Raw genomic sequence first — 25,895 nt, 5'->3', positions numbered from 1 at the left:
AAACTCCTTAATCATCCTGGTGAGGGAAAAGCGTGTTATCGATCAAATCGCATAAGCAGTTTACCGTGAGCATATGCATCTCCTGAATGCGTGCGCTTCGGTGAGACGGAATGCGGATTTCCACATCCTGCGGCCCCAGCAGACCCGCCAGTTCACCACCGTCATAGCCGGTTAAGGCGACGATAGTCATGTCTCGGGTGACCGCGGCTTCAACGGCTTTGACAATGTCCCGGCTGTTGCCGCGCGTGGAGATGGCCAGCAGCACATCACCGGCATGCCCCAGGGCGCGCACCTGCTTTGCGTAAATTTCGTCATGCAGACGATCGTTAGCAATCGCTGTTAAGACCACATTATCGGTATTAAGTGCAATGGCAGGTAAACTCGGGCGTTCGGTTTCAAAACGATTAATCATGCTGGCAGCAAAATGCTGTGCGTTGGCGGCTGAGGTACCGTTGCCACAACAGAGGATTTTGTTGCCATTAAGCAGGGATTGCACCAGCGTCATTGCAGCACGAGAGATCGCGTCCGGAAGGGCTTCCGCCGCGGCAATCTGAGTCTGGATGCTTTCTGTGAAGCACACTTTAATTCTTTCGAGCACGTTATCCCTTTTAAATCGTAATTATGCGTCTTCGCCAAAAGCGTTTTTAAGCCATTCGATCTCATTTCCGGTGAAGGCTATCACATCGAACCGGCAATCCACAGTATCAAAACTCCCATTATGGCGGGCAAGCCACAAGTGGGCAGTCTGTAATAATTTATGTTGTTTGGCGAGCGTCACGCTGGCGGCAGCACCGCCAAAACGGGAAGACTGTCGAAAGCGGACTTCTACAAACACAATCACCTGACCCTCTTTCATGATCAGATCAATTTCGCCGCCACGTCCGCGAACGTTAGCGGCGATAAAATGCAGTCCTTTGCCTTCAAGCCAGCGACGCGCTTTTAACTCCCACGCATCGCCGGTCTCTTTACGGCTTAACTGGCCGGGACGATTTGTCCCTGCTGGTATTTGAGCCATGATAACTTCCTGTTGATCACGCAGTCCTGCGTCGCGGTCAGATCGCCGGTGTTGCCGTTAAGCTCAAAGCCCGGTACCTGACGCATCTGGGTAAAGTGGTTCGCCAGCGCCCATGCATCGACCCCCATGGCATACAGACGCGCCAGTGAGTAGTCGTTACGTACGCTGCTCAGCGCCTGCTGCATCAGCGCCGGGTTGCTGCCCGCGAGCATCGGAATTTCACTGTACTGCAGGCCGTCCATTTCCAGACGGAAATCGGGGCCAGCGGTGCCTTGCGCGCTGCGGGAACTGGCATAGAGCGTTGCGCCGCTCTGGCTGCCGTTACGCATCGCAATCATCGGTTTGATAAAGGCGATCTCTTGCGGTGTGGCAACGATATAAGCCGCATCCACTTTTCCACCGCCGCCGATCTGCGCGTCGGTAGGTGGGGCAGGGATGGTCAGCCCACCAATGGTCACGCCCTGCTGCTGTGGCAGGCTGGCGGTCACCGGGCTGCCGTTAAGCGCGATACCCGCTCCGCCGTTTACGCCCGCGCGCAGTTCTGAGACGGAACCGAATTTCTGCTGCAGCACGATACCGCCGCCCAGCTTCTGCCACTCATCGGCGAAGGCATTCGCTACGCGATCGCCCAGCGTACTGCGCGGGATGAGCAACAGTGGAGCCTGTTTACCCTGCTCGTGGATATGACGTGCCGCATCGCGAGCTTCGTCTTCCGGAGAGAGCGCGAAGTAGCAAATATTGGCCCGGTTCTGAACCTGCTCCGGCTGGTTGAGCGCCAGCACGTTTAGCGTGGTATTGCTCTTCATCAGCTCTTCCACGTTGTTTTTCAACAGCGGACCGACAACGATGCTCGCCCCGTCGTGTTGCACCTGAGCCAGTACCTGGTCAAGCGGCTGCGAACTGGTGTCGTAAATTTTCAGTTCGGTGCCAGGATTAGCGCTGGTGGTCGCCACGGCCTGCGGCTGCGCGGCAGGTGGAGTGGTTGGTTGTGCTGGCTGTTGTTGAGTTTGTTCTGCTGTTGCCTCAGGCACTGCAGGAGAAGCAGGTGTCTCCACTGGCGCCTGTGTTGCTGGTTCTGCAGCAGGCGGAGGCGTCGTCGGTGCGGTCACCGGGTTTTGCATCGTGCCTTGCGCCGGGGTTTGCGCCGTGGTCAGATCGCTGGTCTCGGCGGCGGAAGGGCTGACAACATCATTCACGTTGGCCGCCTGTGCTGCCTGCACCGGCACCGCGCTGCCCGTCACCGGCATAGTGCCGTTTTTCGCCGCTTCAAAGCCCTGTTGAATCGTACGGCCAAACACCGCCGCCTGACCATTTAGCGGCAGAAGCAGTGCAATTTTGCTGGTCGATGCTGGCTTAAAGTTCTGCACGTTCACCAGCTGGGTTGGCAGCATTTTGGCGCCCGGGTTTTGCGGGTAGCGAGTCTGCCAGTCGGTAATACCGGCCTTCAGCATCTTAGGGTCGGTGCGGTTGTTAAACCACATCTGTTGGAGATCAAGCCAGCCCTGCAGCACGTTCTCATCCGCGTTGATGACCAGCGCCTTTGCCTGATCCGGGGTCATGGCGGCAAGAGCCTGCCAGGTGGCATCAATATTTTTCTGCTTGTCGGCACCGGCAAGCAGCGGTTCCTGAGCGATAAGCGCGCGGAGCAGCGTCAGGGAAGGACGCCCCTGTTCAGCGGTAATACCCGCCTGCCAGAAGCGTGCCTGCTGGTTTTTATCCAGCGCGCTCAGGTCGATGCTACCCAGGATCTTTTTCGCGCCGTCATACTCTTTCTGCGCGACCTTCAGCTCGGCAGAGAGCAGGCTCTGCTCAAGACGCTGGGTATCGTTAAGATCTTTCGGCAGCTGGCCGAACAGCTCTGCAGCCTGCTGGGTTTTTCCCTCTTTCAGCAGTGCACGAATGGCGAGTAATTGCCAGTTGATCCTGGTATCATTTGAACTCTGCGACATTTGTTGCAGATAAAAGCCAGAATCAGCCTGAGCGGAACCCTCAAGATGGGCGGTGCTCTGGTCAGGTGCCTGGGTGCCGCAGCCTGCAAAGATCAGGGCTGCCAGCAGAAGCGGCACGCTGCGCGTGGCTTTTTTTCGAAGAAACGTTAACGGTACCATACTGTATCCAGTGATTTTTTTTACGCAATGCTCAATATTAAATCGGCAATACGGACGAAACAATGAAACAACACGAAACGGCAGATAATTCTCAAGGCCAGCTTTATATTGTACCTACTCCTATCGGGAATTTGTCTGATATTACCCAACGTGCACTCACTGTATTGCAAGCCGTTGATTTAATTGCGGCTGAGGACACTCGTCATACCGGTTTACTGCTGCAGCATTTCGCGATTAACGCCCGTTTGTTTGCCCTGCACGATCACAATGAGCAACAAAAAGCCGACACGCTGGTGGCGAAGCTCAAGGAGGGGCAGAACATTGCGCTGGTCTCCGACGCGGGAACGCCGCTGATTAACGACCCCGGCTACCATCTGGTGCGTACCTGCCGTGAAGCCGGAATTCGCGTTGTGCCCCTGCCGGGACCGTGCGCCGCGATTGCTGCGTTAAGCGCCGCAGGTCTGCCGTCTGACCGTTTCTGCTATGAAGGTTTTCTGCCCGCCAAATCCAAAGGCCGTCGCGACGTCTTAAAAGACCTGGAAGCGGAACCGCGCACCCTGATTTTCTACGAATCCACCCACCGCCTGCTGGAAAGCCTGGACGATATGGTTACCGTCTGGGGTGAGTCCCGCTACGTCGTGCTGGCGCGCGAGCTGACCAAAACCTGGGAAACCATTCACGGCGCACCGGTGGGTGAACTGCTGGCGTGGGTGAAGGAAGACGAAAACCGCCGCAAAGGTGAGATGGTGCTGATTGTCGAAGGGCATAAAGCAGAAGAGGATGCCCTGCCAGCCGATGCGCTGCGCACGCTGGCATTGCTACAGGCCGAATTGCCGCTTAAAAAAGCGGCTGCGCTGGCGGCGGAAATTCACGGCGTGAAGAAGAATGCCCTGTATAAGTACGCGCTGGAGCAGCAGGGGGAGTAAGCCCCAGCCGTCTTTTTGCCGGGCGGCGGCTGCGCCTTACTTTGCCTGCAACTTTATAAAATGTCGGTATAAATGTCGGAAAAGAAAATTGCGCAGGTCATGCGCTGACCTGCGTTGTTAGCTAAACCGTAATGACCTCAGTGCCCGTTTTGCTCAGCAGATCTTTATCATGTTTTCCGATCCCATCATCCGTAATCACACAATCAATCTTCTCCATTGGCAGTACCTGGTTAAACCCGCGACGATTAAACTTGCTCGCATCGAGTACGGCAATCACTTTATGGGCGGCGGCGGCCATCACGCTGCTGATGGAATAGCCTTCATTGAAGGTGGTGATGCCGTTTGTCGCATCAATACCGTCCGCCCCAACAAACATCAAGTCCGCGCTAATACCTGCAAGCGAACGCTCGGCAATGGTACCGTGCATTGAATGCGTCTTATGGCGTACCGTGCCGCCGCAAACCACCAGCGTAATATCTTTATTTTCCGAAAGAGCAAACGCAGCGGGCAAGCTGTTGGTAATGACGGTAATATTGGCTTTTCTCGACAGGGCTTCGGCTATTAGCATAGTGGTACTGCCGCTGTCTAAAATAATCGTCATTCCTTCTTCGATCAGGGCAGCAGCGGCCTGAGCAATACGTTTTTTCGGGTCGCTTGCCAGTTGGTAACGCTCCTCCAGTATGACTTCCTGATTCTCACTTTCAGCCAGGTTACTGCCCGGTTTTGCTGCGCCTCCATGGAAGCGCGTGACTAAGCCTTTTTCTTCCAGCAGGCGCAGGTCGGTTCGAATGGTCACTTCCGAGATGCCGAACAGGTTAGAAAGATCCTGCACCATCACGCTACCCTGAGCGTTGACGAGGTCAACGATTTTGTTCCTTCGCTCAAATGAGTTCATATTGATTTGCCTGATAATTAACTGTTCCTATTCTAATCGAAGGTATGCGAAAGGTGTAAGGCTATATTCGAAAGTAAATGTGAGCCAGCTCAGGTTGCTGGCTCGAGAGATTAGGCGAAACGCAGCATAATTTTGCCCTGCATCGGTGCCCCATTCAGTGCCTGCACGGCCTGAGCGAAGCTTTCACTGTCGCCAGTATGAGCAATGAGCGGCTCCAGTTGCAGTTTTTTCCCGGTGAGCAGGCGGACTGCTGTTTCCCACTCTTCCCCTGGCCACGGTGCAGAGTAGTTCATCCAGCTACCCAAAAGCGTCAGTTCCTTACGTAATATTTTACCAAAGGTTGCGGCAGATAAATTCAGGTCATGATGCAATGTACCGACCAGCGCAACTTGTGCGTGAGGGCCAGCAATATCAATGGCAAGCGAGACAGTTTGTGGTGTTCCTGCGGTCTCCAGCACCAGTTGGTCAAATCGACTGTCACTCTGCGCGTTGAGAATGTCATCGGTGCTCAAGGTACTGCTGTTGAATACTTGAGTCGCACCCAGTGTTTTCGCCAGGGCGAGTTTATCGTCGTTGATATCAATCGCAGTTACGCTCTTTGCCCCGAGCGCCAACGCGCACTGCATCGCCAGCAGACCGATCGTCCCCGCTCCGACGATAATGACATTTTTACCTTTGCAGCCTGAAGCCAGATGAAACGCGTGCAAACCTACGGTGACAGGTTCGATAAATGCCCCGTCTTCGATTGCCATCTCTGCTGGCAGGCGGAACAAGTTCGCGCGTTTCACGACAATATATTCGGCATTGCCACCGTCACTGCGTGAGCCGACAAACTGGTACTGCTTACACAGCGAGTAGTAGCCTTGCCCACACTCTGGGCAGGAAAAACAGGGCAGAAGTGGAATGCAGGCCACAGCATCTCCCGCCTGGAGGTCCTTTACATCTGCACCATAGGCTTCGACGTGTCCGCTAAATTCATGGCCCAGGATGATAGGATAATAGTGTGCCCCTTTGGCAAAAATACGCGGGATATCTGAGCCGCATAACCCTGAGCAAACAATGCGCACCAGAACTTCATCCGCATCCTGTATTTGAGGGATCGGACGTTCTTCAACGCGCACGCTACCCTCAGCGTGAATTACCACTGATTTCATGATTTACTCCAGAAAAGAAGGGGAGCATGGCTCCCCGGATATTAAGATACCGTCTGGCTTTGCGGGTTAGCGGCGTTTTTCTCTGCCGTCGTAAACGTCCGGGCACGTCGCCAGGTGAGCAGTACGCCTGTGAAGTAGATCGCGCCAATCACAATGAATCCCACCACGTTTTGCCAGGTAAGGAGCTGGATGAGCAACCAGGTGACTGGCGAACCACCCTGATCCATGGATGCCACAAGCCCACCTGCTTTTAACGCACCAGCGTTCTGTGCAAGCTGGGTATGCAGGCCGATGGTCTGTGTGGCGATCCATAGTGTGATCCCCATGATGATGACGCCGGAGATGAGTGTACGGAACAGATTACCCTGGTGAATCGCGACCGCCATTGCCACGAAGAAACCGATAGTCGCAAGGTCGCCGAAAGGTAGCACCTGGTTACCTGGCACCAGCACCGCAATCAGAATGGTTAACGGGATGAAAATGAGACTGGCGGAAACCACTGACGTATGACCCAGCAGCAGTGCGGGATCAAGACCAATTAAGAACTCCTGACCACCAAATTTGGCCTGCAGGCGTTTGCGAGCGTGTTTAGCAATCGGCGTCAGGCCATCCATAATCGGCTTGATGACCCGCGGCATCAACAGCATCACTGCAGCGGTTTTCACTGCCAGTTGCAGAACGGATTTCGCGTCGTAGCCTGCCAGCATGCCAATGACCAGTCCCATGACAAAACCGACGGTGACCGGTTCGCCAAACGGACCAAAACGTTTCTGGACATCGTCGGCGCTAAAGTGGATCCGCTTAAGACCTGGAATGTGGTTGATAATCGTATCGACCAGCACCGCGACGGGACCGAGATACGCCGACGAGCCGTGTGGAATAGCAATTCCTTCCAGGCCGAAGAAGTCTCGCGTGTCTTTGGCAAACCAGTCACCCAGCTTGTAGACAAAGGCTGCGTGAACCACCACACCAAGGATCCCCAGCCAGTAAGAGCCAGTGGCCAGGTGCAGCATTGCGCCGGTGAAGGTCATGTGCCAGATGTTCCAGATGTCCACGTTAACTACACGGGTCATACGAGTGACCAGCATGATGACATTGACGCCGATCGCTATCGGGATCGCCACCAGTGCGATTTGTGAGGCCCAGGTCATGGGTGAAGAACCTGGCCAGCCGATATCCACTACGTGAAGGTTAATCTGGAATTGTTCTGCCATCGCTTTAGCTGCCGGACCAATGGAGTCGAGCATCAGGCCAATGACCAATCCAATTCCCACGAAGCCTATGCCGATATGCAGGCCGGACTTGAAGCAATCGCCCAGTTTCATCCCCAAAAGTTTTGAGAAGATAATGATAACGATGGGCAGCATGACGGTGGGACCGAGGTCGAGGATATACCGCATGATTTCGGTAAACATGATTTTACCCCTCGAGGATAGTGAGGATTTTTTGTTGCAGGGCTTCGATACCGACGCCCGATACAAACGGCATCCCATGAACTACCGGAATGTCACCAAACGATCTGTCGACTTTTGCCGTGGTGCAAATGAGGTCTGCACCGTACATATAGGTTTCAATTTCCGTCACACGACACTGGACCAGATCAAGCGCTATATGGTGGGCTTCACACAGTTCTTTGATCTCTTCAGCCGCCATGGTTGAGGTTGCTACGGCACCACCACAGGCAACAATAACTTTACGTTTCATAGGGTACTCCTTTTTATTATCAGTATGTTATGAAGCCTGTGCACAGGAGTCAGGCTCAAGGATCGTCTCCCGGAATTGCTCAGCCAGGCGATCGGCTGGTGTGACCAACAACAGGTCCAGCGTGTCCGGGTTTTGTAGCTCGCTGAAAAGACGGCGCAGCAGTTTTATTTGCGCCGCAGGGTTTTCAACAATTAATGCGATGATGAGTGAAACGGCGACCTCTCCATCATCATCAGCCTGCTGAAAATTCACCGGTTTGTCCGGGCGAATCAGGTAAATCGCGGGGATTTTGGCATGTACCGCCTCACAATGCGGGATTGCAACCGCATGGCGTTCAAGGGTTATGCCGGTGGGGTAGTTGATCTCCCTTTCGAGAAGTGCGGCTGGGTAAGTGGCATGCACAACACCTTTCGCCAACATCTCCTCACCAATGTGTGCCAGCGCAAGCTGACAGTTTTCAAACTCAATTCCGGTACGGACAAAAACGTGACTCATAGACTCTCCGGGCATCAGACGTATTCAGGGGTACAGCCAAATCGATAGGCACGTAATACATCCTGTATTTTGTCGATGATGAGATTGTGCGGTGTTGCAACGATCTCATTCATTGACAATCGTTCGAACTGAACGGGCATAAACTGGCTAATAAGACCCAGCGGTAGGGAGGTATTACTCATGTTGGTGAGTAATTTCTCCACGCCCTGACGGATACGTGGATGCGGCCAGTAGTAGCGAATGCGATCAGAAAGACTGAAATGGATATCCACCATCGCCTGGCTCCAGGTTGGACGGTAATACTTTTTCCAGTAATCCGGCTCGTTCAGCATCACTTCGTCAATCACCTCCAGCACGTGGCTGCGCTGCTCAGGGGCGATAAGTTCTCTCTCCATTTGTGCCAGGGCAAAGATGGCTTCACGCAGAGCAAAGGTGAGCGCTGGGCCCACTTTCAGGATCGCGAAGTGATCGCGCACCAGGGCCTGATAAGCCTGACGGGTCTGGTAGTCGGTTGAATGCGCCTCGTAGACCATTGGTGTCTGGCGGATCCAGCCGGATAGTGCCTCGGCCGCGTGGGGTTGATAGTGAATGATTTGGGTATGGTCGAACTCCACGCCCGGTTGCACCACGATAGCGATCACGCGTGTCATCGCATCTTCCAGACCGAGTGCGCTAAAGGCAGCGCGGTGGGTATCGAGCGTCTGTGCGGCATCTTCAACACGGGTAACATGCACGCAGTTAATACTGCTGGCTTCCCCACCCGGTACGGGAACTTCAGTGCCAATAACGTAGGTTAGTGCCGCTTTTTGTTCCTCATTAGCCGTCTCTTCTGCAGCTTTGCATAACTGTGCAGCCCGCTGGGCTACCACTACTGGTGCTAGCGGGACGGGGTCGTCGGCGCATGACATGGAAACATCCAGATGGATCTTGGTAAATCCGGCAGCGACATAGGTTTTGATCAGCTCAACGGATTTTTCCATCGCGGCTTCAGCCGGTTCGTTTTGCCAGCTGTTAGGCCCCAGGTGATCCCCTCCAAGAATCAGGCGTTCTCGGGGAAAACCAACGTCCCTGGCGATATTCAATACAAAATCGCGAAAATCAGCAGGAGTCATGCCGGTATAGCCGCCAAACTGATTCACCTGATTTGAAGTGGCCTCAATCAGCACTTTATTGTCGGTATTCAAATCAAAACGCAGTGCAGCTTCAATGACCAGCGGGTGTGCGGAACAGACAGAACAAATACCGAGATGCTCTCCCGCTTTATGGCGGGCAATAATATCTTTCACATTTCCTCCGGATTAGGGCATTAATCTTTCGTTGTTAGAGCTTTCCTTCACAACCACAATCGGCAATAACCTTGCGTACGACCTCTTGCATGGCACTTTTGGCGGGTACCATGTAATGACGGGGGTCGCTGGCATCGGGATATGAAGCGAGATAGGTTTTCAGCGCATTCGAGAAGGCGATTTTGAGTTCTGTGGCGACATTGACCTTGCAGATCCCGAGGCTAATAGCCTTACGGATATCTTCTGTCGACAATCCTGAGGCACCGTGCAGTACCAGCGGGATATCAACCAGATTACGGATCTCTGCCAGGCGTTCGAAATCCAGCCTTGGCGTAGCTTTATACAGGCCGTGCGCGGTGCCGATGGCTACAGCCAGCGAGTCGATACCCGTCAGCTCAACATACTCGCGAGCCTGTTGTGGATTGGTGTAGAGCGCATCTTTGCTGTCGACGACAAGGTCATCCTCCTGACCGCCAAGACGGCCAAGTTCAGCCTCTACGCTAACGTCGTAGCGGTGGCAGTAGTCCGTCACTTTCTTTACGAGCAATACGTTTTCAGAGAACGGATGATGAGAGCCGTCGATCATTGCAGAGCGGATCCCGCTCCGTACTTTCTGCGCGATATCGTCGAAATCTTCGTGATGATCGAGGTGGATCGCCAGTGGCTGGTTGTACGTTTTGGCCAGATCGCCAGCAATGGCTACCACATTCCCGGTTCCGGCATAGCTAAACGTACCGGGCGTGCCCGCGACAATCAGAGGAGACCGCATCTCTGAGGCCGTTTCGACGACTACCTGCAGTGTTTCGAGATTATGAATATTAAATGCAGGGACCGCGTAACCTTCACGCTGTGCCTTTATCAGCATCGCTTTTGACGAGATGATATACATCTTTCCTCCGAAACCTTTCGTTTTGTTTGTGCGAAAGACAATATAGGGTTTCGGAATGCTTTTTTGTGATTGGTATCTTAGAAATGAAAGATTCGAAATGAAAGATAAGAATGCGAAAGAATCGAAAACAAAAAAAAGCATGGCCGAAGCCATGCTGAAAGAGGTTTATAGTAAACTCACGTCACTGGTGCCGGGTTAAACACCGCCAGCTGGTTATGTAATCCCCATTGGTCCGAGAACGTTTTCTTCCGCCCGCTTGCCACGTCCAGAATGAAGTGGAATAGCTTCCAGCCCACGTCCTCAATGCTCTCTTCTCCGGTGGCGATGGTTCCCGCGTTGATATCCATTAAGTCGTACCAGCGGTTTGCCAGCTCGGTGCGCGTCGCCATTTTGATCACCGGGACTGCCATCAGGCCATACGGCGTGCCGCGTCCGGTGGTAAAGACCTGCACCGTAATGCCGGATGCCACCTGCTGGGTGCCGCAAACAAAATCGCTGGCTGGCGTTGCCGCGTAGATCAGGCCGCGTTTGGTCGGCCGCTGTCCCGGAGAGAGGACTTCCACAATTGCGCTTTGGCCGGATTTCGCAATCGAACCCAGGGCTTTTTCCACGACGTTCGCCAGGCCCCCTTTTTTGTTTCCCGGAGACGGATTCGCGCTACGGTCGGTTTTACCCATGTCGAGATAGTTATCGTACCAGGCCATCTCCTCAAGCAGGCGCTTGCCCACTTCTTCATTGACGGCGCGCGGCGTCAGTAAATGGATGGCATCACGGACTTCGGTCACTTCAGAGAACATCACCGTCGCACCGCAACGAACAAGCAGGTCGGACGCGAAGCCCACCGCCGGGTTGGCCGTCACGCCAGAGAACGCATCGCTGCCGCCGCACTGGGTTCCCACCACCAGGTCAGAGACGGGGCAGGTTTCGCGCTGGCGTCGGTTGAGTTTATCCAGATGACGCTCAGCAACCTGCAGAATATCGTCGACCATAGACCGGAACCCAATGTGGCGTTCGTCCTGCAGGCGTACAATGCTGGCCTCGTCTGCCGGAATGGCTTTGACGTCTTCGGTACCCTGCAGCAGACGCTCAGGCTGGAGTTTTTCGCACCCCAGGCCAATCACCATCACCTCGCCGCCAAAATTCGGGTTGAGGGCAATATTATGAATGGTACGGATCGGCACGACCGCCGCTGGCGCGTTGATCGCTACGCCACAGCCATAGAGATGGTTCAGGCCAACCACGCCATCGACGTTCGGGTATTTCGGCAGCAGATCGCGTTCGATGATTTTCACCACGTAATCCACCACGCCCGCCACGCAGTGTACGCTGGTGGTGAGACCAAGAAGATTTTTGGTACCGACGCTGCCGTCCGGATTGCGATAGCCTTCAAAGGTATAGCCTTCCAGTGGGGGAAGCGGTTCCGGTACGCGGGTGGCAAGTGGCAGGGTGTTCAGCGGTGGCGCTTTTGGCAGTTCAACCAGCGACTCCTCAATCCAGCTTCCCTGCGGAATTGCGCGAACGGCATAGCCGATGACTTCACCGTAACGCACGATCTCCCCATGGGCAGGAATATCGACCAGTGCGACCTTATGCCCCTGGGGAATATGTTCAATTAACGTCAGTCCGTCCGGGAAGCGTGTTCCCGCTTTTAAGCCATTGTCATTGACAATAATCGCCACGTTATCCGTATCGTGAACTTTTATATAAAACGCCGTCGGCGATGCCTCTCTCATTTCAATATCGGCCATTATTCACATTTCTCCGGCAAAGTGTCAGATAGTAAATTTAACCCGTTGGATAATCGTTTTATTCTCGAGGAAATAAAGAATGTCAGCAGAAGACCGGTAAAAATGTGATCGCGATCGCGTCAGGCTGACTAATCCCTGATTCTGTGCATTAGCGCCCACAGCGTTGGGCAGATGCTCAAAATGGCGTTGAAATGAGGCGCAATACTTGAGCATAAAAACAATGTGCTGTTGTGAAGTGACGATTATACTGAAGGACGATTTTATATTGCCAACATTCAGTCAGAGAAATAAATATAAAAACAATATGTTTCGCAATAAATAATCCCGGCTCAAACTGCGGAATTAAAAAGGTATAAGTGATGAATAACAATATCTTCCCGAATACGTTTAAAACGGCCCTCGCGGCGCACCAGATCCAGATTGGCTGTTGGTCTGCGCTGGCAAACCCAATAAGTACTGAAGTGCTGGGCCTTGCTGGTTTTGACTGGCTGGTGCTCGACGGCGAACATGCGCCAAACGATATCAGCACCTTTATTCCGCAACTGATGGCCCTGAAAGGCAGCGCCAGCGCCCCGGTGGTGCGAGTGCCAACCAATGACCCGGTGATCGTCAAACGTTTGCTGGATATCGGATTCTACAATTTCCTCATCCCGTTTGTGGAAACCCAGGAACAAGCGGCGCTGGCCGTGGCGTCAACGCGCTACCCGCCGGAAGGGATCCGCGGCGTCTCCGTCTCACACCGCGCCAACATGTTCGGCACCGTGCCGGACTACTTCGCGCAGTCCAATAGCAACATCACTGTTCTGGTGCAGATTGAGAGCCAGCAGGGGGTTGATAACCTCGACGCTATTGCAGCCACAAACGGTGTGGACGGTATCTTTGTCGGCCCAAGCGATCTGGCTGCCGCCTTTGGCCACCTAGGCAATGCCAGTCACCCTGACGTGCAACGTGCGATCCAGCACATATTTGCTCGCGCCAAAGCACACGGTAAACCGAGCGGCATACTGGCGCCGGTTGAAGCCGACGCCCGACGTTATCTGGAGTGGGGAGCCACCTTTGTTGCCGTCGGCAGCGATCTCGGGGTGTTCCGCTCAGCGACGCAGAAATTAGCGGACGCTTTTAAAAAATAACCATCATTGAGGAAACAGTTATGACGCTGAAAGTGGGTTTTATTGGCCTGGGGATCATGGGTAAACCAATGAGTAAGAACCTCATCAAAGCGGGTTACTCACTGGTGATCTCCGATCATAATCCGCAATCTGTGGCCGAGGTGATGGCGGCTGGCGCAGAAACAGCCTCCACCGCCAAAGCGATTGCTGAGCAGTGCGATGTCATCATTACCATGCTGCCAAACTCCCCGCATGTTAAAGAGGTCGCGCTGGGGGAGAACGGCATCATTGAGGGCGCAAAGCCCGGCCTGGTGCTGATTGATATGAGCTCTATCGCACCGCTTGCAAGTCGTGAAATCAGCGAGGCGCTAAAAGCGAAGGGCGTGGATATGCTGGACGCGCCGGTCAGCGGCGGTGAGCCGAAAGCGATCGACGGCACGCTGTCGGTGATGGTCGGCGGGGATAAAGCTATTTTCGATAAATACTATGACCTGATGAAAGCGATGGCAGGCTCCGTGGTGCATACGGGTGAAATTGGCGCGGGCAACGTGACCAAGCTGGCGAACCAGGTCATTGTGGCGCTGAACATCGCCGCGATGTCTGAAGCGCTGACGCTGGCAACCAAAGCGGGCGTTAACCCGGACCTGGTCTATCAGGCGATTCGCGGTGGTCTGGCGGGAAGTACCGTGCTGGATGCCAAAGCGCCGATGGTGATGGACCGTAACTTCAAGCCGGGATTCCGTATCGACCTGCACATTAAAGATCTGGCGAACGCGCTCGATACGTCCCACGGCGTAGGCGCACAGCTGCCGCTGACCGCGGCGGTGATGGAGATGATGCAGGCGTTGCGTGCAGATGGTCTGGGCACGGCCGATCACAGCGCGATTGCATGCTACTACGAAAAACTGGCAAAGGTAGAAGTTGCGCGTTAATTACGTCTTGCCTGCACCTGAAGGTGACAGCGGCGCGCAAACCCTCTATACTGCGCGCCGAAGCTGACCAGACAGTCGCCGCTTCGTCGTCGTCCCTTTCGGGGGAGACGGGCGGAGGGGAGGAAAGTCCGGGCTCCATAGGGCAGGGTGCCAGGTAACGCCTGGGGGGGAAACCCACGACCAGTGCAACAGAGAGCAAACCGCCGATGGCCCGCGCAAGCGGGATCAGGTAAGGGTGAAAGGGTGCGGTAAGAGCGCACCGCGCGGCTGGTAACAGTCCGTGGCACGGTAAACTCCACCCGGAGCAAGGCCAAATAGGGGTTCACATGGTACGGCCCGTACTGAACCCGGGTAGGCTGCTTGAGCCAGTGAGCGATTGCTGGCCTAGATGAATGACTGTCCACGACAGAACCCGGCTTATCGGTCAGCTTCAACTTCTTAAAAAACCCCGCTTCGGCGGGGTTTTTGCTTTCAGGAGGTTGTAGGTCGGTTAAGTGCTGCGCCACCCGACAACCCCACAAACGACATCAATTCTCATATTTGCGACATTAAGCACATTTCACTGTTTTTATCTCTTCAATGGCCTCAGGCAATCTACAGGCGATCGTTATCACAAAATTTCGCGCTGAAAAGGGGTTAATCCACGGTGTTGTTAATTTGTTGTGATTGTTGTCTTAATGAATCAATATGTTTTCATGTTTGATATCTACATATTGCATTTAAAAACATTCATCCTGCGAATGTGTGACGTATTCCTCTTTTTATCGAAAGCCAGCCTAAAAGCATCTGTAAAAATTGATAAATTGAAAGAATGTTTCAACTGAATAACGGTTATTTATTGGTCTTTAATTGCCTGAAAGATCGTCTTTATTGATTTTATTAACGCAAGAAAATTTATCCAGGTTATCGCCATAAAATAAATTTATTACTGTTGGTTTTGTTGATCGATATCAGCGTAATGGTGTGATCTGGCAAGCCTATATGATTGATGATAAAAGCTTTTTATGTTTTTTGTTGTTCCGGTGAATAACGCGGGAAGGCAAATTGTGAGTAACAGCACATACCCCCTGAAACAATATTGGGTAGAATCCGCTGCGTCATAGGGAAATAAGCGCAGAATATTATGAACACTATTATTCTACCGAAAACACAGCACCTCGTGGTATTTCAGGAAGTCATTAAAAGTGGCTCCATAGGTTCTGCTGCAAGACAACTGGGCCTGACGCAACCCGCCGTCAGCAAAATCATCAGCGATATCGAATCCTACTTCGGCGTGGAAGTCATGGTGCGTAAAAACACGGGCGTAAAACTGACTGCCGCAGGCCAGGTGCTGCTCTCCTACTCAGAGTCGATCACCCGCGAAATGAAAAACATGGTGAGCGAGATCAACAGCCTGAGTTTCAGCACCGTGATGGACGTCTCCTTTGGCTACCCGTCCCTGATTGGTTTCACCTTCCTGTCCGAAATGATCAAAAAATTCAAGGAAGTGTTCCCGAAAGCGCGCGTATCTATGTATGAAGCCCAGCTCTCCTCTTTCCTGCCAGCCATTCGCGATGGTCGGCTGGATTTCGCCATCGGCACGCTGAGTGATGAGATGCTGCTGCAGGATCTGCACGTCGAGCCCTTGTTTGAGTCAGAATTTGTGCTGGTCGCCAGTAAATCACGAACGTGCACCGGCCCGACGACACTGGCATCGCTCACGCATGAGCAGTGGGTGATGCCGCAAACCGATATGGGCTACTACAAAGAACTTCTGACCACTCTGCAAGACAACCACATCAGTATTGAAAACATCGTCCAGACCGATTCCGTGGTCACCATTTATAACCTTGTCCTGAATGCCGATTATCTGACGGTGATTCCACGCGACATGATTGCTCCGTTCGGCTCGGATCAATTTATTGTTCTGCCGGTAGAGGATGAATTACCCGTGGCGCGTTATGCCGCCGTGTGGTCGAAAAATTACAGAATTAAAAAATCCGCGTCAGTATTGGTTGAACTGGCAAAACAATATGCCTCACTCACCGGTGAAAGACGACGATGAAATATTAATCTCCTTAGAAGCAATAAACATTTTATAAAAAACACCCAGAGATAATTTTATGCTCTGATACCCTGACTTTGCCTGAAAAGAATGAATTATTATAACGAGGATATTATGCACATTACCTACGACCTTCCGGTAACGATTGAAGATATTCAGGACGCCAGAAAACGCCTGGCGGGTAAAATCTATAAAACCGGCATGCCGCGTTCGAATTATCTCAGCGAGCGCTGTAAGGGTGAAATATTCCTGAAGTTTGAAAATATGCAGCGTACTGGCTCGTTTAAAATTCGCGGTGCGTTTAATAAATTAAGCTCGCTGACCGATGCTGAAAAGCGTAAGGGCGTCGTCGCCTGCTCGGCGGGAAACCACGCGCAGGGTGTGTCGCTCTCGTGTGCAATGCTCGGCATTGACGGCAAAGTGGTGATGCCGAAGGGCGCGCCAAAGTCTAAAGTAGTCGCGACGCGTGACTACTCGGCGGAAGTGGTGCTGCACGGCGAGAACTTCAATGACACCATCGCGAAAGTGAGTGAAATCGTCGAGATGGAAGGGCGCATTTTTATCCCGCCGTATGACGATCCGAAAGTGATCGCCGGACAGGGCACCATTGGCCTGGAAATTCTCGAAGATTTGTATGATGTGGATAACGTGATTGTTCCCATCGGCGGTGGCGGATTAATTGCCGGGATTGCAACGGCCATTAAATCCATTAACCCGACCATTAATATTATTGGCGTACAGTCTGAAAATGTTCATGGGATGGCGGCATCATACCAGGCCGGAGAAATCATCAACCATCGCGTCACCGGTACATTAGCTGACGGTTGCGACGTATCTCGTCCGGGTAAATTAACCTTCGAAATCGTCCGCGAACTGGTTGATGACATTGTGCTGGTGAGCGAAGACGATATTCGCAACAGCATGATTGCGCTTATTCAGCGAAATAAAGTGGTGACGGAAGGTGCTGGCGCGCTGGCCTGCGCGGCATTATTAAGCGGCAAACTTGACCACTATATTCAGGGCCGAAAAACCGTCTGCATTATTTCCGGCGGCAATATCGATCTCTCCCGTGTTTCCCAAATTACCGGCTTCGTTGACGCATAAAGGTGACCTATGAGCAACACAGAAAGCATTATCGTTGGCCAGACAAAAACGTCCTCCTGGCGTAAGTCTGATACCACCTGGACGCTGGGCCTGTTCGGAACCGCCATTGGCGCAGGCGTGCTGTTCTTCCCTATCCGCGCAGGCTTTGGCGGGTTGATCCCCATCCTGCTGATGCTGGTCCTCGCGTTCCCGATTGCATTTTACTGTCACCGCGCGCTGGCGCGTCTGTGCCTGTCCGGCAGTAATGTCTCCGGCAACATTACCGAAACGGTGGAAGAGCACTTCGGCAAGACCGGCGGGGTGGTCATCACCTTCCTCTACTTCTTTGCCATTTGCCCACTGCTGTGGATTTACGGCGTGACCATTACCAACACCTTTATGACGTTCTGGGAAAACCAGCTCCAGCTGCCTGCGCTGAACCGTGGTGTAGTGGCGCTGTTCCTGCTGCTGCTGATGGCCTTTGTGATCTGGTTTGGTAAAGATCTGATGGTGAAGGTGATGAGCTTCCTGGTGTTCCCGTTCATCGCCAGCCTGGTGCTGATTTCCCTGTCGCTGATCCCATACTGGAACTCGGCGGTGATCGACCAGGTCAACCTGAGCGATATTTCCTTTACCGGTCATGACGGCATTCTGGTCACGGTGTGGCTGGGGATCTCCATCATGGTCTTCTCCTTCAACTTCTCGCCCATCGTCTCCTCATTTGTGGTCTCCAAGCGTGAAGAGTACGAGCCCGAGTTCGGTAAAGCGTTTACCGAGCAGAAATGTTCCAAAATCATCGGTCGGGCCAGCATGCTGATGGTCGCCGTGGTGATGTTCTTCGCCTTTAGCTGCCTGTTTACGCTCTCTCCGCAGAACATGGCGGATGCCAAAGCGCAGAACATTCCGGTGCTCTCTTATCTGGCGAACCACTTTGCCTCCATGTCGGGAACCAAATCGACATTTGCCACGGTGCTGGAATACGGTGCGTCCATCATCGCGCTGGTCGCTATCTTTAAATCCTTCTTTGGGCACTATCTGGGCACGCTGGAAGGGCTGAACGGCCTGATCCTCAAGTTCGGTTATAAGGGGGATAAGAAGAAGGTTTCCGTTGGCAAGCTGAACACCATCAGCATGGTCTTCATCATGGGCTCCACCTGGGTTGTGGCCTATGCCAACCCGAACATTCTCGACCTTATCGAAGCCATGGGCGCACCGATCATCGCCTCTCTGCTGTGCCTGCTGCCGATGTACGCCATCCGCAAAGCGCCAGCCATGGCGAAATATAAGGGCAAACCCGAGAACATCTTCGTCACGGTTGTGGGCCTGCTGACCATTCTGAATATTGTTTACAAACTGTTCTAACCCATAGCTCAGGAAGAGCGGAGTCATATGATGATTGAGTTTCCGGTAGTACTGGTTATTAACTGCGGTTCGTCCTCTGTTAAGTTTTCGGTGCTCGACGCCAGCAGCTGTGAGACCCTGATGACGGGCATTGCGGACGGTATCAACACCGAAAAGGCCTTTATTTCCGTGAACGGGGGTGAGCCGGTCAAACTGGCTCACCAGGACTACGAAGGGGCGCTGGCAGCCATCGCCCTGGAGCTGGAGAAGCGCAACCTGATGAGCAGCGTGGCCTTAATTGGCCACCGTATTGCGCACGGCGGCGACCTCTTCAGCGAGTCGACCCTGATTACGAAAGAGGTGATTGAGCAGATCCGTCAGGTTTCCCCGCTGGCACCGCTGCATAACTACGCCAACTTAAGCGGCGTGGAAGCCGCAGAGCGGTTGTTTCCGGGCGTGCAACAGGTGGCGGTATTCGATACCAGCTTCCATCAGACGCTGCCGCCTCAGGCGTATCTGTACGGCTTGCCGTACCGCTATTTTGAAGCGCTGGGCGTACGGCGTTACGGTTTTCACGGCACTTCCCATCGTTACGTGGCCGGACAGGCGCATACGCTTCTCGGGCTGTCCCCCGACGACAGCGGGCTGGTGATTGCTCATCTTGGTAACGGGGCCTCCATCTGCGCGGTGCGCAACGGTGAGAGCGTCGATACCTCCATGGGCATGACGCCGCTGGAAGGGCTGGTGATGGGCACGCGCTGTGGCGACGTGGATTTTGGCGCGATGGCGTGGATTGCCCAGCAAACCGGCCAGTCATTTGATGATCTGGAGCGCGTGGTTAACAAAGAGTCAGGGTTGTTGGGGATATCCGGCATCTCCTCCGATTTACGCGCGCTGGAGAAAGCCTGGCACGAGGGCAATCAACGGGCGCAGCTGGCGATCCACACCTTTGTCCACCGGATTGCGCGGCATATCGCCGGTCACGCGGCATCGCTGCATCGTCTGGATGGCGTGATCTTTACCGGTGGTATTGGCGAAAACTCGAAACTGATCCGCGCGCTGGTGGCGGAGCATCTGAAGGTCTTCGGCATTCTCCTCGACGAGGCTAAAAATGGCCTGCCGGGCAGCGCGGGTGAGCGCGTCATCAGCACCGATTCCTCCCGCGTAGTCTGCGCGGTTGTCCCTACCAATGAAGAAAAAATGATCGCGCTGGACGCCCTCCGTCTTGGGAAGGTCACTCCGGCTGCGGCTTACGCCTGATATAGCGAGAAACACATGAACGTAACAATCGATACAGGCGTCGCGCCCTACAGCGACGCATGGGCTGGCTTTCGCGGTGAAGAATGGAAAAACGCCGTCAACGTGCGCGATTTTATTCAGCATAACTACACCCCTTATGAAGGCGACGAAGCTTTCCTCGCGCAGGCGACGCCAGCAACGACGGCGCTGTGGCAGAAGGTGATGGTCGGCATTCGTCAGGAGAATGCCACCCACGCCCCGGTAGATTTTGATACTAACATTGCCACCACCATTACCGCTCACGGGCCGGGTTACATCGATCAGGATCTGGAGACGATCGTCGGGCTGCAAACCGATAAACCGCTCAAGCGCGCCCTGCATCCGTATGGCGGGATCAACATGATCCGTAGCTCGTTTGAAGCCTATGGCCGCGAGATGGATCCGCAGTTTGAATACCTGTTTACCGACCTGCGTAAAACCCATAACCAGGGTGTGTTTGACGTCTACTCGCCGGAGATGATGCGCTGCCGTAAATCCGGCGTGCTGACCGGTCTGCCGGACGGTTACGGACGCGGGCGCATCATCGGTGACTACCGACGCGTGGCGCTGTACGGCATCACCTATCTGGTGCGCGAGCGTGAGCTGCAGTTTGCGGATCTCCAGCCGAAGCTGGAACGCGGTGACGATCTCGAAGCGACGATCCGCCTGCGTGAAGAGCTGGCGGAGCACAAGCGTGCTTTGCTCCAGATCCAGCAGATGGCGGCGAACTACGGCTTTGATATTGCGCGTCCGGCGATGAACGCGCAGGAAGCGGTGCAGTGGGTCTACTTTGCCTACCTGGCGGCGGTGAAATCCCAGAACGGCGGGGCGATGTCGCTGGGGCGCACGGCGTCGTTCCTTGATATCTACATTGAGCGCGACATGCAGGCCGGACGGCTAAATGAGGTGCAGGCGCAGGAGCTGATCGACCACTTCATCATGAAGATCCGCATGGTCCGCTTCCTGCGCACGCCGGAGTTCGACACGCTCTTCTCGGGCGATCCGATCTGGGCGACGGAAGTGATTGGCGGAATGGGGCTGGACGGCCGCACGCTGGTGACCAAAAACAGCTTCCGATATTTGCACACCCTGCACACCATGGGGCCTGCGCCGGAGCCCAATCTGACGATCCTCTGGTCTGAACAGCTGCCGATTGCATTTAAGAAATACGCCGCGCAGGTGTCGATTGTCACCTCCTCACTGCAGTACGAGAACGACGATCTGATGCGAGCCGACTTCAACAGCGACGACTACGCCATTGCCTGCTGTGTCAGCCCGATGGTGATCGGCAAGCAGATGCAGTTCTTTGGCGCCCGCGCCAACCTCGCGAAAACGCTGCTGTACGCCATCAACGGCGGAGTGGATGAGAAGCTGAAGATTCAGGTCGGCCCGAAAACCGCGCCATTGCTGGATGAGGTGCTGGATTACGACACCGTGATGGCCAGCCTCGATCACTTTATGGACTGGCTGGCGGTGCAGTACATCAGCGCGCTGAATCTCATTCACTACATGCACGATAAGTACAGCTACGAAGCCTCACTGATGGCGCTGCATGACCGTGACGTCTATCGCACCATGGCCTGCGGCATCGCCGGGCTGTCGGTCGCGGCGGACTCTCTCTCCGCGATTAAATACGCCACGGTGAAACCGGTGCGCGACCATACCGGTCTGGCGGTTGATTTCGTCATCGAAGGTGACTATCCGCAGTACGGCAACAACGACGACCGCGTGGACAGCATCGCCTGCGACCTGGTTGAGCGCTTTATGAAGAAAATTCAGGCGCTGCCGACCTATCGCAATGCGGTGCCGACCCAGTCTATTCTGACCATTACCTCCAACGTGGTTTACGGTCAGAAGACCGGGAATACGCCGGACGGTCGCCGCGGCGGCACGCCGTTTGCCCCTGGCGCGAACCCGATGCATGGCCGTGACAGAAAAGGGGCGGTGGCCTCGCTGACGTCGGTGGCCAAGCTGCCGTTCACCTATGCGAAGGACGGGATCTCCTACACCTTCTCTATCGTGCCGCAGGCGCTGGGCAAAGATGAGCTGGTGCGCAAAACCAACCTGGTGGGGCTGCTGGACGGGTACTTCCACCATGAAGCGGCCATTGAAGGCGGGCAGCACCTGAACGTCAACGTAATGAACCGGGAAATGCTGCTGGACGCCATTGCGCATCCGGAAAATTACCCGAATCTGACCATTCGTGTTTCAGGCTATGCCGTGCGCTTTAATGCCCTGACGCGCGAGCAGCAGCAGGATGTGATATCGAGGACGTTTACTCAATCTATCTAAAAGTGTCTTCTCAGGCCCCCTCAACGCAGGGGGCACTTTTTTGCCCGCTAAACATACAAAATTGTTTATATAATTACTCACACATATTCATCCGCTCTTGAAAAACAATGTTCCTGCTTTTCCCAATAACAAAATGTAAGGACAGTAAGATGATGAAAATGACCCGTATTGCTTTGATTGCAGCGTCGTTGGCGGTGTGCAGTTTTACCGCGCAGGCCGCGAACGTTGAGGCAGCCCCGTCTCCATCGCAGGATCCGCTGGTACAGCACCTGAAGCTCAGCAATGAGCAGATTAATAAGATTAAAGAGTTGCATCAGCAACTGGAGCAAAACGTCAGCAAGATCCCAATGACGGGCGTGAAGGACGGCGCGCTGATCGACATGTTCCAGGCGGGTAAATGGGACGAAAGCACGGTGAAAAGCCAGCTCTCTGCCTTCAGTAAGATTGAGCAGCAGGCGCGCTACTACCGAGTGAAATATTACTTTGACGTCAGCCAGGTGCTGACGCCGGAGCAGCGTAAGCAGGTCAAAACCGATATGGCTAACGCGCTGGCTGAGTGATGTTGGAATCATTCGTATAAAATGAAACCTCACAGAATCGCTTCAATTGGATTCTGTGAGAATGAATTCTAAACATCATGCCGACGCACGTTCATTCCATGCATCAGAGAATTGAATATTCCCGTTGCAATAGGTCCAGGTCGCTTTTTCATAGCGCAATTGAACAGATTCAAGGTGGCCAGTACCAGGGCAGTTACGTGTATCGTTAACAATAGGCGAGATAGAGACAACTTTCACACCTTCCAGCTCAGTTCTAAAGTATTCAACCTCCCAACCTGCGTTATTAATTCGGTAATATCTAATCTCAACTTTCTTAAGGTTTTGCCCTGTCGCTACCGCCTTATAAAGATAGGGAGATGAGCTATCAATTTCCTTCTCGAACAAAAAAGGCGCGTGTTTCCTCGTTCCGGTTAATCTTCCGGAGAGTGGATCGGTTGGAATACTCAAGTTATGGGTTAAACCTCTAATTTCAACACTCCCTTCACGATCCTGAACATCACATGAACCTTTAATGAGTGAGCCACCGTCGTCATAGAACCAAATGTGAACAGGTACGGCCATGATAAAAAACTCCTTCTATATATCAATCGTGTATCCATTTTCCTGCTTTTACCGCTTCGTCAAACATTCTTACCGTCAATGGCTTTGATATTTGCTTAACCGGTTCTTTTGTAAACCATTTCCTGAAAAACCATGTTTGAGTCCAGGGGAAATAATTTCCAGTGTTAACTTCGATAAGATACTCTTTTTCAAATCTCTCAATGGCATATATGACATCATCCAGATCGGTGTAATCCTGTAAAACATCATCTATCTCAAGCGGAATTCTCTTGCCTGTAAATGTTCCTTGTTCTGGTAAGTTGTCCCTGAAGAATTTTAAAACATCAGTTTCAGTGTCCATCTTCACCAAATCCGGTCTTTTGGGTGAGCAATCGTATTATATCTCGAAAGCGTTTTGTAACTTATCATTGCAACATCTGCTGCAAGTATGGTTATCCCGAGGGCAGGTATCCATCGGCCAATGAACGCACCTAAATTTTTGGTATACATTGGTTTTCTGTATTTGAAACTTGCGAGTGTAATTGTAGGTAGTCGGTGTGGTAGCTGTACATTCAGTAGATCTCGCAGGTATTTAGATGCCACGGATGTGCCTATTGTAGCCATTTCTGGTTTTGTTCTGGTTTCAAGTACAGGTAAACCAAGAATCATACTTGCCATCATTACTGCATCCTTTAATCCGCCGAACTGTTCATCGGTGGCATCGAGAAAAATCCAAAAAAATAGCTCAGATGCCGAGATGTTACACACTCCTTTATAAAAGTATGTTCCATTGAGTTCTTCAACGGTGTCCATAGTATAACCATAATCATCAGGTGGTTTGTTGAGATGTCATCCTATAAAAAAGAAAGGGGTGAGAGTAGGACATTCATCTTTATAAATTCCGAAATATTCTCGTTTTGAGGATGATATAATTTTTTAAGCTGCATCACACTTAGAATTATTTACCTGTATTTTAGGATTTTATAGAAAATTTTTACTCGGAATTTAGCAAATCCTCACAAAGATTGTGACTTTTTTCTCCGCCTCAGCGGATATGATCTTCCCACACCAATAACAAGCACCTGCATTCTCTGACTCGCAATCGCTGGCGATCGGAATCTAATAAAAACAACTGTTTACCCTACAAAATAAGCGAGTACCCAATGGATACGGCAACAAACAGCAGTGTGATTGTGAATGATTCCCCTGCGGCAAGGCGGGCGGGAATGAGTGAAAGCGAGTGGCGAGAAGCGATTAAATTCGACAGCACCGACACGGGGTGGGTCATCATGAGTATCGGGATGGCCATCGGCGCGGGGATTGTTTTTCTCCCTGTGCAGGTTGGATTAATGGGATTGTGGGTCTTTTTGCTCTCGTCGATTATTGGTTATCCGGCCATGTATCTGTTCCAGCGTTTGTTTATTAATACGCTGGCGGAGTCTCCGGAATGCAAAGACTACCCAAGCGTAATTAGCGGTTACTTAGGTAAAAACTGGGGCATCCTATTAGGTGCGCTCTATTTCGTGATGCTGGTGATCTGGATGTTTGTTTATTCCACTGCCATCACCAACGACAGCGCATCGTATTTGCATACTTTCGGTGTGACCGACGGGTTGCTGTCTGACAATCCGTTCTACGGTTTATTCCTGATCTGCATTCTGGTCGCCATTTCTTCACGCGGTGAAAAGCTGCTGTTTAAGGTCTCCAGCCTGATGGTGCTGACCAAACTATTTGTGGTTGCCGCGCTGGGGCTGTCGATGATTGGCCTCTGGCATTTAGCCAATGTGGGCATGCTGCCACCGGTGGGTCTGCTGATTAAAAACGCCATTATTACGTTGCCCTTTACCTTAACCTCCATTCTGTTTATTCAGACTTTAAGCCCGATGGTTATCTCGTACCGCTCACGGGAAAAGTCCGTTGAAGTGGCGCGACACAAAGCATTGCGGGCAATGAATATCGCTTTTGGCGTGCTGTTTGTGACGGTCTTCTTTTACGCTGTCTCTTTCACTCTGGCGATGGGACACGACGAAGCGGTCAAAGCCTACGAGCAGAATATCTCTGCCCTGGCGATCGCGGCGCAATTTATCAGCGGCGACGGTGCGGGCTGGGTCAAAATCGTCAGCGTAATTCTCAATATCTTTGCCGTGATGACGGCGTTCTTCGGCGTCTATCTGGGCTTTCGTGAGGCCACGCAGGGGATCGTCATGAACGTCCTGCGCCGCAAAATGCCAACAGAGAAAATCAATGAAAGCACCGTCCAGCGCGGCATCATGTTATTCGCCATTCTGCTGGCCTGGAGCGCGATTGTCTTAAACGCGCCGGTATTGAGCTTCACCTCCATTTGTAGCCCTATCTTCGGCATGGTGGGCTGCCTGATCCCTGCATGGCTGGTCTATAAAGTGCCAGCACTGCATAAATATAAAGGCGTGTCGCTGGTGATTATTGTTATCACCGGGCTGCTGCTTTGTGTTTCTCCTTTCCTCGCATTCTCCTGAG

24 protein-coding genes and 1 other RNA gene are annotated in these 25,895 nt (G+C 52.9%); 11 read left to right on the top strand and 14 right to left on the bottom strand.

What is annotated here, in order from left to right; translation table 11 throughout:
- Positions 1 to 7 precede the first annotated feature (7 nt).
- From diaA to AAER43_RS20035, 3 genes are read right to left on the bottom strand one after another with little or no spacing between them, the layout of a single operon-like run.
- A complete protein-coding gene (diaA, locus tag AAER43_RS20045) occupies positions 8 to 598 on the bottom strand; it encodes a DnaA initiator-associating protein DiaA (RefSeq protein ID WP_003861754.1) in 591 nt (196 codons plus the stop codon).
- Positions 599 to 619: 21 nt separating this feature from the next.
- Positions 620 to 1,015, bottom strand: a complete 396-nt coding sequence (locus AAER43_RS20040; protein WP_014885358.1) for a YraN family protein — start codon at positions 1,013 to 1,015, stop codon at positions 620 to 622.
- On the bottom strand, positions 973 to 3,123 hold the full coding sequence (locus tag AAER43_RS20035; protein ID WP_050861489.1) for a penicillin-binding protein activator: 2,151 nt from the start codon (positions 3,121 to 3,123) through the stop codon (positions 973 to 975). The genes AAER43_RS20040 and AAER43_RS20035 overlap by 43 nt, the downstream gene beginning before the upstream one ends.
- Before the next feature lie 62 nt (positions 3,124 to 3,185).
- Here AAER43_RS20035 and rsmI point away from each other — a divergent pair, with 62 nt between their 5' ends.
- A complete protein-coding gene (gene rsmI, locus AAER43_RS20030) occupies positions 3,186 to 4,049 on the top strand; it encodes a 16S rRNA (cytidine(1402)-2'-O)-methyltransferase (RefSeq protein WP_014885356.1) in 864 nt (287 codons plus the stop codon).
- Between the two features lie 121 nt (positions 4,050 to 4,170).
- On the opposite strand, the gene AAER43_RS20025 is transcribed toward rsmI, so the two are convergent.
- The 8 genes from AAER43_RS20025 to garD all read right to left on the bottom strand — a co-directional run bounded on the left by AAER43_RS20025 (position 4,171) and on the right by garD (position 12,220).
- Positions 4,171 to 4,944, bottom strand: a complete 774-nt coding sequence (locus AAER43_RS20025; protein ID WP_048997416.1) for a DeoR/GlpR family DNA-binding transcription regulator — start codon at positions 4,942 to 4,944, stop codon at positions 4,171 to 4,173.
- A gap of 110 nt (positions 4,945 to 5,054) precedes the next feature.
- Complete coding sequence (gene gatD, locus AAER43_RS20020) at positions 5,055 to 6,098, bottom strand: galactitol-1-phosphate 5-dehydrogenase (protein WP_050861488.1); 1,044 nt, start codon at positions 6,096 to 6,098, stop codon at positions 5,055 to 5,057.
- A 41-nt stretch (positions 6,099 to 6,139) separates the two neighbouring features.
- Complete coding sequence (locus AAER43_RS20015) at positions 6,140 to 7,513, bottom strand: PTS galactitol transporter subunit IIC (RefSeq protein ID WP_014885353.1); 1,374 nt, start codon at positions 7,511 to 7,513, stop codon at positions 6,140 to 6,142.
- Positions 7,514 to 7,517: 4 nt separating this feature from the next.
- Positions 7,518 to 7,802 carry a PTS galactitol transporter subunit IIB gene (gene gatB, locus AAER43_RS20010; RefSeq protein ID WP_050861476.1) on the bottom strand — a complete coding sequence of 95 codons (285 nt, stop codon included), beginning with the start codon at positions 7,800 to 7,802 and terminating at the stop codon, positions 7,518 to 7,520.
- Between the two features lie 27 nt (positions 7,803 to 7,829).
- Positions 7,830 to 8,297: a PTS galactitol transporter subunit IIA gene (gatA, locus tag AAER43_RS20005; RefSeq protein ID WP_014885351.1), complete on the bottom strand. Its 468-nt coding sequence runs from the start codon at positions 8,295 to 8,297 to the stop codon at positions 7,830 to 7,832.
- A gap of 14 nt (positions 8,298 to 8,311) precedes the next feature.
- Positions 8,312 to 9,583, bottom strand: a complete 1,272-nt coding sequence (gatZ, locus tag AAER43_RS20000) for a tagatose-bisphosphate aldolase subunit GatZ (RefSeq protein WP_050861474.1) — start codon at positions 9,581 to 9,583, stop codon at positions 8,312 to 8,314.
- Between the two features lie 34 nt (positions 9,584 to 9,617).
- Positions 9,618 to 10,472 carry a tagatose bisphosphate family class II aldolase gene (locus AAER43_RS19995; RefSeq protein ID WP_014885349.1) on the bottom strand — a complete coding sequence of 285 codons (855 nt, stop codon included), beginning with the start codon at positions 10,470 to 10,472 and terminating at the stop codon, positions 9,618 to 9,620.
- Positions 10,473 to 10,648: 176 nt separating this feature from the next.
- Positions 10,649 to 12,220: a galactarate dehydratase gene (gene garD / locus AAER43_RS19990; protein ID WP_045268594.1), complete on the bottom strand. Its 1,572-nt coding sequence runs from the start codon at positions 12,218 to 12,220 to the stop codon at positions 10,649 to 10,651.
- 359 nt (positions 12,221 to 12,579) lie between these two features.
- Between garD and garL the strand changes: the two genes are divergently transcribed.
- The 9 genes from garL to AAER43_RS19945 all read left to right on the top strand — a co-directional run bounded on the left by garL (position 12,580) and on the right by AAER43_RS19945 (position 22,859).
- On the top strand, positions 12,580 to 13,350 hold the full coding sequence (gene garL / locus AAER43_RS19985; protein WP_014885347.1) for a 2-dehydro-3-deoxyglucarate aldolase: 771 nt from the start codon (positions 12,580 to 12,582) through the stop codon (positions 13,348 to 13,350).
- 20 nt (positions 13,351 to 13,370) lie between these two features.
- A complete protein-coding gene (gene garR / locus AAER43_RS19980; protein WP_050861472.1) occupies positions 13,371 to 14,261 on the top strand; it encodes a 2-hydroxy-3-oxopropionate reductase in 891 nt (296 codons plus the stop codon).
- A 59-nt stretch (positions 14,262 to 14,320) separates the two neighbouring features.
- An RNA gene (gene rnpB, locus AAER43_RS19975) (RNase P RNA component class A) lies at positions 14,321 to 14,697 on the top strand.
- A 687-nt stretch (positions 14,698 to 15,384) separates the two neighbouring features.
- On the top strand, positions 15,385 to 16,305 hold the full coding sequence (gene tdcA, locus AAER43_RS19970) for a transcriptional regulator TdcA (protein WP_014885345.1): 921 nt from the start codon (positions 15,385 to 15,387) through the stop codon (positions 16,303 to 16,305).
- Positions 16,306 to 16,419: 114 nt separating this feature from the next.
- Positions 16,420 to 17,409, top strand: coding sequence for a bifunctional threonine ammonia-lyase/L-serine ammonia-lyase TdcB (gene tdcB / locus AAER43_RS19965; protein ID WP_057057660.1), 990 nt, complete (start codon positions 16,420 to 16,422; stop codon positions 17,407 to 17,409).
- Positions 17,410 to 17,418: 9 nt separating this feature from the next.
- Entirely contained in the window at positions 17,419 to 18,750 is a 1,332-nt protein-coding gene (gene tdcC, locus AAER43_RS19960; RefSeq protein WP_014885343.1) for a threonine/serine transporter TdcC, read from the top strand.
- Between the two features lie 30 nt (positions 18,751 to 18,780).
- Positions 18,781 to 19,989, top strand: a complete 1,209-nt coding sequence (tdcD, locus tag AAER43_RS19955; protein WP_050861535.1) for a propionate kinase — start codon at positions 18,781 to 18,783, stop codon at positions 19,987 to 19,989.
- Between the two features lie 15 nt (positions 19,990 to 20,004).
- Positions 20,005 to 22,299, top strand: a complete 2,295-nt coding sequence (gene pflB, locus AAER43_RS19950) for a formate C-acetyltransferase (protein ID WP_045281419.1) — start codon at positions 20,005 to 20,007, stop codon at positions 22,297 to 22,299.
- A gap of 149 nt (positions 22,300 to 22,448) precedes the next feature.
- Complete coding sequence (locus tag AAER43_RS19945; protein WP_023338812.1) at positions 22,449 to 22,859, top strand: Spy/CpxP family protein refolding chaperone; 411 nt, start codon at positions 22,449 to 22,451, stop codon at positions 22,857 to 22,859.
- A gap of 75 nt (positions 22,860 to 22,934) precedes the next feature.
- Here the strand turns inward: AAER43_RS19945 and tssD are convergent, their stop codons facing one another.
- The 3 genes from tssD to AAER43_RS19930 are packed head-to-tail and all read right to left on the bottom strand — an operon-like array spanning position 22,935 to position 24,212.
- Positions 22,935 to 23,420 carry a type VI secretion system tube protein TssD gene (gene tssD, locus AAER43_RS19940; protein ID WP_050861471.1) on the bottom strand — a complete coding sequence of 162 codons (486 nt, stop codon included), beginning with the start codon at positions 23,418 to 23,420 and terminating at the stop codon, positions 22,935 to 22,937.
- A gap of 22 nt (positions 23,421 to 23,442) precedes the next feature.
- A complete protein-coding gene (locus tag AAER43_RS19935; RefSeq protein ID WP_014885338.1) occupies positions 23,443 to 23,760 on the bottom strand; it encodes a DUF1493 family protein in 318 nt (105 codons plus the stop codon).
- A gap of 2 nt (positions 23,761 to 23,762) precedes the next feature.
- The gene (locus AAER43_RS19930; protein ID WP_050861469.1) at positions 23,763 to 24,212 is read right to left on the bottom strand and encodes a hypothetical protein; all 450 of its coding nucleotides are present in this window, start codon (positions 24,210 to 24,212) and stop codon (positions 23,763 to 23,765) included.
- Positions 24,213 to 24,562: 350 nt separating this feature from the next.
- Here AAER43_RS19930 and AAER43_RS19925 point away from each other — a divergent pair, with 350 nt between their 5' ends.
- Entirely contained in the window at positions 24,563 to 25,894 is a 1,332-nt protein-coding gene (locus AAER43_RS19925) for an amino acid permease (protein WP_014885337.1), read from the top strand.
- Position 25,895 lies beyond the last annotated feature (1 nt).

The sequence above is a fragment of the Enterobacter sp. FUJ80071 genome (assembly GCF_038739915.1).
Classification (GTDB): domain Bacteria; phylum Pseudomonadota; class Gammaproteobacteria; order Enterobacterales; family Enterobacteriaceae; genus Enterobacter; species Enterobacter kobei.
This window is presented reverse-complemented; position numbering and strand designations above follow the sequence as displayed.

Excerpts from the sequence above, each read along its gene's own strand:
- AAER43_RS20040 (WP_014885358.1), bottom strand. The coding sequence starts at position 1,015 with ATGGCTCAAATACCAGCAGGGACAAATCGTCCCGGCCAGTTAAGCCGT.
- AAER43_RS20035 (WP_050861489.1), bottom strand. The coding sequence starts at position 3,123 with ATGGTACCGTTAACGTTTCTTCGAAAAAAAGCCACGCGCAGCGTGCCG.
- rsmI (WP_014885356.1), top strand. The coding sequence starts at position 3,186 with ATGAAACAACACGAAACGGCAGATAATTCTCAAGGCCAGCTTTATATT.
- AAER43_RS20025 (WP_048997416.1), bottom strand. The coding sequence starts at position 4,944 with ATGAACTCATTTGAGCGAAGGAACAAAATCGTTGACCTCGTCAACGCT.
- gatD (WP_050861488.1), bottom strand. The coding sequence starts at position 6,098 with ATGAAATCAGTGGTAATTCACGCTGAGGGTAGCGTGCGCGTTGAAGAA.
- AAER43_RS20015 (WP_014885353.1), bottom strand. The coding sequence starts at position 7,513 with ATGTTTACCGAAATCATGCGGTATATCCTCGACCTCGGTCCCACCGTC.
- gatB (WP_050861476.1), bottom strand. The coding sequence starts at position 7,802 with ATGAAACGTAAAGTTATTGTTGCCTGTGGTGGTGCCGTAGCAACCTCA.
- gatA (WP_014885351.1), bottom strand. The coding sequence starts at position 8,297 with ATGAGTCACGTTTTTGTCCGTACCGGAATTGAGTTTGAAAACTGTCAG.
- AAER43_RS19995 (WP_014885349.1), bottom strand. The coding sequence starts at position 10,472 with ATGTATATCATCTCGTCAAAAGCGATGCTGATAAAGGCACAGCGTGAA.
- garD (WP_045268594.1), bottom strand. The coding sequence starts at position 12,220 with ATGGCCGATATTGAAATGAGAGAGGCATCGCCGACGGCGTTTTATATA.
- garL (WP_014885347.1), top strand. The coding sequence starts at position 12,580 with ATGAATAACAATATCTTCCCGAATACGTTTAAAACGGCCCTCGCGGCG.
- garR (WP_050861472.1), top strand. The coding sequence starts at position 13,371 with ATGACGCTGAAAGTGGGTTTTATTGGCCTGGGGATCATGGGTAAACCA.
- tdcA (WP_014885345.1), top strand. The coding sequence starts at position 15,385 with ATGAACACTATTATTCTACCGAAAACACAGCACCTCGTGGTATTTCAG.
- tdcB (WP_057057660.1), top strand. The coding sequence starts at position 16,420 with ATGCACATTACCTACGACCTTCCGGTAACGATTGAAGATATTCAGGAC.
- tdcC (WP_014885343.1), top strand. The coding sequence starts at position 17,419 with ATGAGCAACACAGAAAGCATTATCGTTGGCCAGACAAAAACGTCCTCC.
- tdcD (WP_050861535.1), top strand. The coding sequence starts at position 18,781 with ATGATTGAGTTTCCGGTAGTACTGGTTATTAACTGCGGTTCGTCCTCT.
- pflB (WP_045281419.1), top strand. The coding sequence starts at position 20,005 with ATGAACGTAACAATCGATACAGGCGTCGCGCCCTACAGCGACGCATGG.
- AAER43_RS19945 (WP_023338812.1), top strand. The coding sequence starts at position 22,449 with ATGATGAAAATGACCCGTATTGCTTTGATTGCAGCGTCGTTGGCGGTG.
- tssD (WP_050861471.1), bottom strand. The coding sequence starts at position 23,420 with ATGGCCGTACCTGTTCACATTTGGTTCTATGACGACGGTGGCTCACTC.
- AAER43_RS19935 (WP_014885338.1), bottom strand. The coding sequence starts at position 23,760 with ATGGACACTGAAACTGATGTTTTAAAATTCTTCAGGGACAACTTACCA.
- AAER43_RS19930 (WP_050861469.1), bottom strand. The coding sequence starts at position 24,212 with ATGGACACCGTTGAAGAACTCAATGGAACATACTTTTATAAAGGAGTG.
- AAER43_RS19925 (WP_014885337.1), top strand. The coding sequence starts at position 24,563 with ATGGATACGGCAACAAACAGCAGTGTGATTGTGAATGATTCCCCTGCG.